This is a genomic window from Bartonella massiliensis, from assembly GCF_902150025.1.
Taxonomy (GTDB): domain Bacteria; phylum Pseudomonadota; class Alphaproteobacteria; order Rhizobiales; family Rhizobiaceae; genus Bartonella; species Bartonella massiliensis.
The window spans coordinates 1-9507 of record NZ_CABFVS010000058.1; the positions used below are offsets into that span (position 1 = coordinate 1).

At 34.2% G+C, this 9507-nt stretch carries 2 protein-coding genes and 1 pseudogene; 2 read left to right on the forward strand and 1 reads right to left on the reverse strand.

The genetic code is table 11. The annotated features are described in order from the left end of the window. Nucleotides 1-1041: 1041 nt before the first annotated feature. Nucleotides 1042-1332, reverse strand: a pseudogene (locus tag FNZ60_RS09835) (hypothetical protein); the annotation flags it as partial. Nucleotides 1333-3281: 1949 nt separating this feature from the next. Here FNZ60_RS09835 and recA point away from each other — a divergent pair. Both recA and alaS read left to right on the forward strand, forming a co-directional pair. Further along, nucleotides 3282-4325, forward strand: coding sequence for a recombinase RecA (gene recA, locus FNZ60_RS09260; RefSeq protein WP_142417272.1), 1044 nt, complete (start codon nt 3282-3284; stop codon nt 4323-4325). A 191-nt stretch (nt 4326-4516) separates the two neighbouring features. After that, nucleotides 4517-7183: an alanine--tRNA ligase gene (alaS, locus tag FNZ60_RS09265; RefSeq protein WP_142417273.1), complete on the forward strand. Its 2667-nt coding sequence runs from the start codon at nt 4517-4519 to the stop codon at nt 7181-7183. Nucleotides 7184-9507: the final 2324 nt, after the last annotated feature.

Sequence of the window (9507 nt, forward strand, 5' to 3'; positions counted from 1 at the left end):
ATAAAAAGCTTTTTTTGACATATGCAAGCAAGCTATCAAAAAACGTTTTAAAAGTTATCGTTTAAAAATACAAAGTTAAATGGGGGCACCTATTGAGACAAGATAAGCAAGCAAAGTTCAAAATCGTTGTAACATCATAAAGACATGGAACTTTACTCAATTTTGCGTCAAAAGCGACGTTGTTTAAAGGAATGCTCTATTCTAAAGATAACGAACTTAAATTTGAGCTGGTTAATTTGCAAAGAAATTCAGTTTTAAAGAAAAGTAAAAGACGCTTATAAGAATCTCTTTAAGTGAATATTTAAACGTTTGAAACATAAAATAAGATCTTTATAAGAAACGTTTAAAACCTCTTTTTATAACAGCTATAATTTAGTTATCATTTGCTCTTAAGAACGTTTCATTTACGAAAAAAAGAAGATCTAGATTTCACAGCAGAGCCAATCTTGAAAGCCTTATATTTTTAAAAACGGTTGTTTGTTTGTCTTATGAAAAGCTGCTTAAAAAACAACACTTGTAAATATTAAAAACGGGTTTTGTTATAGACATTTCACTTAATACATATTTGCTTTTGATTTGTTTGATAGGTTTTGATTTTAGAATGTCATTTATTTCAATTCACTCAATTCAATTTTAAGCTTAGTAATATATTGAAACGTTTTAAAGAAGCGTTTTGACAATGTGCTTTATTTCAAATGAATCTCTTTAAAGAAAAGGTGTTATTCTTAAGACGTTTGATAACTCATAAAGCGTTTATATTTTCTCTCATTCAAATGAATGCTATCAAGATTATACCTATCCTTTACGTTCCTTTTGATAAGTTTTCATAAAGACAATAAAACGCTTGCAATATGATACGTTTTGTATACAGGCATGCATTATTGATTTCGTTTGTATGAATATCATTTACACAATACCTCTATTGAAAAGCCGCGTCATATCATTTGGCACGGCTTTCTTGTTTGGAATTCTCTTTTTTTATTATAGTTGCATCTTATAATGTGTTTATAGTCATTAAAGGCGCCCCCCATGCGCCGCTCTTTATTCTGTTTCATCAACAATCTTGACAAGGTTATCGCTTTCATAAACTTCATAATTTATAGGAACTTCCCTTACTTTGCTTTTCTTGGTTAATTTCGCATTGCCATAAGCGCGCCCCCAGACCTTGGTATAGAATAAAACCTTGGCGTTGCCAAAAACAGAGCCATAAATCTCAGCACAACCACCCACCAAAGCACCGCCATAGACCTTGCCATGTATTTTTGCACGACCATTAATAAGAGCATAATTATAAACCTCGGCATAGCTATGAATACGAGCCGAGCCAGTAACAGAGATTTATTTGAAAAAACATATAGTCACAATGCTTCTTTAAAACGTTTCAATATACTACTAAGCTCAAAATTGAGTTGAGTGAATTCAAATAACTGACATTCTAAAATAAAAACGTATTAAAACGCTTGGTAGCTTTATCAATACAATCAAGAGAAAATGCCTATTAAGTGAATGTCATAACAAAACCCGTTTTTACATTTACGCGCGTTGGTTTTTAAAAGTCGCTTTTCATAAGACAAATAAACAAACGCTTTTTAGAACCTAAGTTTTAAGATTTGCTCTGCTGTGAAATCTAGATTTTTATTTTTTCGTAAATGAAACGTTCCAAAAAGAAAATGATAACTAAGTTTATAGTGTTATAAAACATCAGTTTCAAACGTTTAAACGTTCATTTAGTAAAGTTCTTATAAGCGTCTTTTACTTTTCTTTAAAACTTAATTTCTTTGCAAATTAGCCGGCTCAATTTTGAGCTGGCAAAATCAACCAATTCAATTTTGTAGACATTATCTTTAGAATAAAGCATTCTTTAAACATTTCGCTTTTTTCTAAAAATTTAGTAAAATCCCATGTCTTTATGATGTTACAATGGTTTTGAGCTTTGCTTGCTTATCTTTTCTCTTAAAGTAACTGCCCCCTAATTGGGGTGCCCCCATTTGGTTTCATATTTTTAAACGATAACTTTTAAAACATTTTTTGATAGCTTGCTTGCACACGTTATAAAAAGGCTTTCTCTTATCATAAGATATAACGTTTTGAATTTCATATCTGCTATTTCGTACCTCGGTAAAAAAATACCGTGGTTATAAAACTGATCTTATTTTTAAATATTTTATGCCCCCTTAATAAATGAAAATCTATAAGCTTATAAAAGTTTCAAATGATTACCCTCTTATAGAATGATCTAATGTTAATATAATATTTTTAGATTTTACGCTTCTCAATTTTGGTAAATGTTAATTTGTTCTTTGTTATGCGATTAAGAATCCAAGCTTTAAAACAAGCTGTGATCTTTAAACGTATGGTATTGAAAATTTCAAATGATTAAATTTTTAACAATGCGATTTGTGAGTAATAAAAACGTATCATAAAATTTATGAACTGTTATGAATGATAGCTGCTTTTCATTTTATTTGAATACACACATGCGTTATAATATTTACATCATGATTTGCTTTTTATGCTCTATTCATACATGGCAATTGTTTATAAAAAATGGTCGAATGAATCACGTATAAAGGGATGGATTCTTAAGTGGACTCATATCAAATAATTGCAAACAACATATTGACTTTATTATCTTTTTATGTATAATATCTCTTCATTCTTCTATAAAAAAATTAAAGGTAGCTTTGATGAATCGTTTCAAGTGTTGAGAGCTGTCGCAACATTGGGGGCCGGGAAAATATCTGATGGTGTAATGATGGTGGTACTGGGGGCCAAACGTAAAGATGTTGGTGCTTAATGGATTTTATAGTATACTCTTTATGAGCACTGTCGCGAAATGGGTATGACGAGTATTGAAAAATGTCTCTTTAAAACAAGCGCATGAATATGCAATACAAAGGCGTTTTGTTCTTCGATGCAATAGGGGAGCGGAGTGATGATATGTTTTTTTGTGACTAAGGAAAGAGTTTTTTTTTCAGGACTTTACCAAAGGGGTAAGCAGAAAGATTAAACATTATGTTGAAATTTAAATTGTTCCTTTTCTAAAGAGATAAATGTGTTAATTTGCTCTTCTATAAGAGATTTTATTTTGGAGTCTATTTTATATCATAAGGTAAGAAGGGCCAGTTCTTTATTTTGATGGTTATGATATGTTATAGACATAACGAGAGGATAGGGATGAAAATAGTCTGTGAAAATCTAAACTCAAGGCTTTAGTTAGATTAAAAGTACAGTGTACAGTTTAAGTGTTAGATTATTATGAATCGGTCAAGGATATAATCGTGGATAAAACAAAAGCTCTCGATGCTGCTCTCTCACAAATTGAACGTTCTTTTGGTAAAGGCTCGATTATGCGTCTTGGGCAAAAAGAGCAAGTGGTTGAAATTGAAACCGTTCCAACAGGGTCATTATCCTTGGATATTGCTTTAGGGGTTGGCGGCTTACCGAAGGGGCGTATTGTTGAAATCTATGGACCAGAAAGTTCTGGGAAGACAACATTGGCTCTACATGCTATTGCTGAGGCACAAAAAGGAGGGGGGATTTGTGCTTTTATTGATGCTGAACATGCTCTTGATCCTATCTATGCGCGTAAGCTTGGTGTTGATTTAGAGAATTTGTTTATTTCTCAGCCAGATACCGGTGAACAGGCATTGGAAATTACAGAGACATTGGTTCGTTCTGGTGCCGTTGATGTGCTTGTTGTGGATTCTGTTGCAGCTTTAACCCCACGAGCGGAAATTGATGGTGAAATGGGCGATGCTTTACCAGGATTACAAGCGCGATTGATGAGCAAAGCTTTGCGAAAACTTACAGCTTCTATTTTTCGCTCTAACTGTATGGTGATTTTTATTAATCAAATTCGCATGAAAATTGGTGTGATGTTTGGTTCACCTGAAACAACAACAGGGGGAAATGCTTTAAAGTTTTATGCTTCTGTTCGTTTGGATATTCGCCGTATTGGTTCTATTAAAGATCGGGATATGATTGTTGGCAATCAGACGCGTGTTAAAGTGGTGAAGAATAAGTTGGCTCCTCCCTTCAAACAGGTTGAGTTTGATATTATTTATGGGGAAGGTATTTCCAAGCTAGGCGAGTTGATTGATTTGGGAGTCAAAGTGGGTATCGTGGAAAAATCTGGCTCGTGGTTTTCTTATAATTCTCAACGTTTAGGGCAGGGACGTGAAAATGCGAAACAGTTTTTACGCGAACATGCAGAGATAGCGACAGAAATTGAAACGGCTTTGCGTCAAAATGCTGGTTTGATTGCGATTGAATTGTTAGAAAATGCAGGCGCAGACAATACAGAGAGCGATGAAGCCATTTGATGGAGCGTTTTTTCGTTAATAATTTTTCTGTTTTTATTTGTTTGAGTTTTTTTAATATACAGTCATTTTTTTCTCAATTTTTTTGAACAAATATTCTATGTTTTGATTAAATTGACTCTATGCGTGGCAAAGAGGATATTTAATGGGGGAGGTTTTTTTATGGTTTTGCGTTGTATTGGGCAGGTATTCATATGAATAGTGTTAATAATATCCGATCAACATTTTTGGATTATTTTCATCGGAATGGGCATAAAGTTCTTTCTTCTAGTTCACTTGTTCCACGCAATGATCCTACACTTATGTTTACAAATGCAGGGATGGTGCCGTTTAAAAATGTTTTTACTGGACTTGAACAGCATTCTTATAAAAAGGCTACAACGGCACAAAAATGTGTTCGTGCTGGTGGAAAGCATAATGATCTTGATAATGTTGGCTATACAGCACGCCATCATACATTTTTTGAAATGCTGGGTAATTTTTCTTTCGGTGATTATTTCAAAGAAGAAGCCATCTTTTTATCATGGGATCTTTTAACAAAGGAATTTTGCCTGCCCAAAGATAAATTGCTGGTCACTGTTTATCAAAGTGATGATGTGGCTGCTGAATTATGGCGTAAAATCTCAGGTCTTCCAGATGAAAAGATTATCCGTATTGCTACAGCTGATAATTTTTGGGCGATGGGCGATACAGGTCCTTGTGGTCCTTGTTCGGAGATTTTTTATGACCATGGTGACGAAATTTGGGGTGGTCCCCCTGGAAGTATCGAAGAAGATGGTGATCGCTTTATTGAGATTTGGAATCTGGTTTTTATGCAGTATGAGCAGCTTTCTAAGGAAGAACGTGTTGATTTACCACATCCCTCTATCGACACAGGTATGGGATTAGAGCGTATTGCTGCTGTTTTACAGGGTGTGCAGGATAATTATGACATTGATCTTTTTCGTGCATTAATTGGAGCATCAGAAGAAATTACAGGGATTAAGGCAAAGGGTGATTTTATTGCCAGCCATCGTGTTATTGCTGATCATCTTCGCTCATCGGCATTTTTGATTGCGGATGGTGTTCTTCCTTCCAACGAGGGAAGGGGATATGTTTTGCGTCGCATTATGCGTCGAGCTATGCGTCATGTGCATCTTCTTGGTGCTAAAGAACCTTTAATGTGGCAGCTTTTGCCTGCTTTAATCTGTGAAATGGGACAGGCTTATCCTGAATTGGTGCGTGCGGAATCTTTGATTTCGGAAACTTTAAAATTAGAAGAAATGCGTTTTCGTAAAACGCTTGAACGAGGACTAGGTTTGTTAAATGAAGAAAGTGCTCAGCTTAAAGAAGGGGACCATTTAAATGGTGAAGTTGCTTTCAAGCTTTATGATACCTATGGGTTTCCACTTGATTTAACGCAAGATGTTCTTCGGCGTCGTGGAATATCTGTTGATGTTGATGCTTTTGATAAAGCAATGGAACGCCAAAAAGAGGAAGCTCGTGCTCATTGGTCTGGTTCAGGTGAAGTTTTGATGGAGACAATTTGGTTTTCTGTTCGCGATCAGGTAGGGGTTACAGAATTTTTAGGGTATGAAACAGAAAAAGCTGAAGGTATTCTTACAGCTCTTGTGTGTGATGGTAAAATTGTTGATAAGGTTTCTGCAGGAAAGAAAGCCATTCTTGTGCTCAATCAGACCCCTTTTTATGGTGAATCTGGGGGGCAAATTGGTGATAGTGGTATTATTTCGGGTGAAAATTTTATTTTTGAAGTGCATGACACCCAGAAAAAGGCTGATGGGGTTTTTATTCATCTTGGAGAAGTGAAGTCTGGTCATGCATCAAGGTCTGATTGTGTAGAATTAACCGTTGATGGTGTTCGTCGTAAAAAAATTCGTGCCAACCATTCTGCGATCCATTTGTTACACGAGGCTTTACGTCAAGTATTGGGATCTCATGTCACTCAAAAGGGCTCTCTTGTGTCGCCGGAACGGTTGCGTTTTGATTTTTCTCATCCAAAAGCTGTTTGTGCAGAAGAATTAAAAAAAATAGAAGATTTAGTAAATGAGATTGTTTTGCAAAATAGTAAAGTAACAACGCGCCTTATGCTCATAGATGATGCTATTTCTGAGGGAGCAATGGCGCTCTTTGGGGAGAAATATGGTGATGACGTTCGCGTTGTTTCTATGGGAGACTTACTTGAAAAGGAAGACTTAAAAAAACATTGGTCCATTGAGCTTTGTGGAGGGACGCATGTGGAAAGAACAGGCGATATTGGTTTGTTTCATATTGTTTCTGAAAGTTCCGTCTCTGCTGGAGTACGGCGTATCGAAGCTTTAACAGGCAAAGAAGCGCGCCTTTATTTTAGCCGCCAAGATGAGTGTATTCATGAAGTCGCTGATCTTTTAAAAACTTCTCCTTCTGGTTTAGAAGAACGGGTGAGAGCTTTGCTTGATGATCGTCGTAAACTTGAAAAAGAGTTGAATGATGTACGCAAAAAAATGGTGTTGAGTGGTGGAATAACAGGAAGTGGTCAAGGTGATATTACCATCATTAAGGGGCTTTCTTTTATGGGGCGTATTGTCAAAGATATTTTACCACGGGATCTTAAGGCACTCGTTGATTCTGGAAAAAAACAAATTGGATCTGGAGTGGTTGCTTTTATCAGTGTTTCAGAAGATGGCAAGGGGAGTGCTGTTGTTGGCATTACGGATGATTTAACGGATAGGTTAAATGCTGTTGATCTTGTTCGTATTCTTTCAAGTATCCTTGGTGGTCAAGGTGGAGGTGGCCGTCCTGATATGGCGCAGGCTGGTGGTCCTGAAGGAGAGCGGGCTGGAGAAGCGATTGCAGTACTCAAAGATTTTTTGGAAAAAAATTAAAAAGTAAAATTCTTTCTCATTGGTGCTTTTTATATTTTTTATTGTTGGATTGGCCTCTAAAGATCATGAATATCGGTGTATTGCTGAAATGCAGATACAGATCAGTGAAAGAGATAAAATTTTAAAGATAAAAAAATCCTGTTCGTTTTGAGTATTATCTTTTCATTTAGTTTTATGATTTTCAAAAGCTTCAAAAGGTATCGTTTTACATAAGACAAGATTGTGCGGTGCTTCATGTTTTTATTTATGATACAGATGGATCATATCTTTCATAAAGAATAGCAGCTATTATATTGATTTTTAAAGAAGGACTTTTTCCTCTTTCAAAATAGGAATTGTGAAGAGGATAAAGAAAGATTTATTGTGGAACAGTCTCTTAAGCTTATGAGTTTATACACTATCATTTTTTTTGCTGTCAAATGGCTTAAGTTATTGCTCGCTCTTCATAAGAGAGCTGTTTTTAGAGTCGTTTTATTCAGTCTCTTTGCGGATCATGTGTTAAGGGAACAAGTTTCTATTGCAATTTATAAAACGTATATATTACATGATGTAAATCAAATAAATATGGCAAGGTTTATGGCAATGCGATTGTGAGTGGTTTTGCCTATGGTCGCGCAAAAATAGATACACAAAGTAAGATAAAATTGGTTCCCGATAATTATGAGGTCTATAAAAGCGATGAGGTTGTAAAGATTGAGAGATAAAACAAATAACAAGCGTGAGGGGCGCCTTTATGGCTATAAACGCCTTATAAGATACATTGTTTAAATGTACCATAAAAGAGAGAATTCAAAAAGAAAGCCGTGCCAAGTGATATGACGCGGCTTTTCAATAGAGGTATTGTGCAAATGATTCATACAAACGAAATCAATAATGAATGCCTGTATACAAAACGTATCATATTGCAAGCGCTTTCTTGTTTTTATGAAAACTTATCAAAAGAACCGTAAATGATGGGTATGATCTTGATAACACTGATTTGAATGAGAGAGTGAATTTAGAGCCTATAAACGCTTTTATGACTATCAAACGTATTAATCATAACGCCCTTTTCTTTAAAGAGGTTCGTTTAAAACAAAGCACATTGTCAAAACGCTTCTTTAAAACGTTTCAATATATTACTAAGCTTAAAATTGAGTTGAGTGAATTGAAATAAATGACATTCTAAAATCAAAACCTATCAAACAAATCAAAAGCAAATATGTATTAAGTGAAATGTCTATAACAAAACCCGTTTTTAATATTTACAAGTGTTGTTTTTTAAGCAGCTTTTCATAAGACAAACAAACAACCGTTTTTAAAAATATAAGGCTTTCAAGATTGGCTCTGCTGTGAAATCTAGATCTTCTTTTTTTCGTAAATGAAACGTTCTTAAGAGCAAATGATAACTAAATTATAGCTGTTATAAAAAGAGGTTTTAAAGGTTTCTTATAAAGATCTCATTTTATGTTTCAAACGTTTAAACATTCACTTAAAGAGATTCTTATAAGCGTCTTTTACTTTTCTTTAAAACTGAATTTCTTTGCAAATTAACCAGCTCAAATTTAAGTTCGTTATCTTTAGAATAGAGCATTCCTTTAAACAACGTCGCTTTTGACGCAAAATTGAGTAAAGTTCCATGTCTTTATGATGTTACAACGGTTTTGAACTTTGCTTGCTTATCTTGTCTCAATAGGTGCCCCCATTTAACTTTGTATTTTTAAACGATAACTTTTAAAACGTTTTTTGATAGCTTGCTTGCATATGTCAAAAAAAGCTTTTTATCATAAGATATAACGTTTTGAATTTCATATCTGTTGTGATGATATGTTTGTATAATGCCTGCCTATCATTTTCTAAATTTTTAAAAAGCGTTTTAAAAACGATTTTATCTTTAAATCTTTTATGCAATCTTATAAATGAAAACCTATAAGCTTATAACAGTTTTAAACGATTATCTTCTTATAGGATAATCTAATGTTACTATAACATCCTTAGATTTTGCGCTCGCAAGTTTGGTAAATGTTAATTTGTTCTTTGTTATGCGATTAAGAATCCAATCATTAAAATAAGCTGTTTTCTTTAAACGTATGGTATTGAAAATTTCAAACGATTGCGTTTTTAACAATGCGATTTTGAGTGATAAAAACGTATCATAAAATTTATGAACTGTTATGGATGATAACTGCTTTTCATTTACATTTGAATACACACATGCGTTATAATATTTACATCATGATTTGCTTTTTATGGTCTATTCATACATGGCAATTGTTTATACAAAATGGTCAAATGAATCATGCATAAAAGGATGGATTCTTAAGTGGACTCATATCAAATAATTT

Excerpts from the sequence above, each read along its gene's own strand:
- alaS (WP_142417273.1), top strand. The coding sequence starts at position 4,517 with ATGAATAGTGTTAATAATATCCGATCAACATTTTTGGATTATTTTCAT.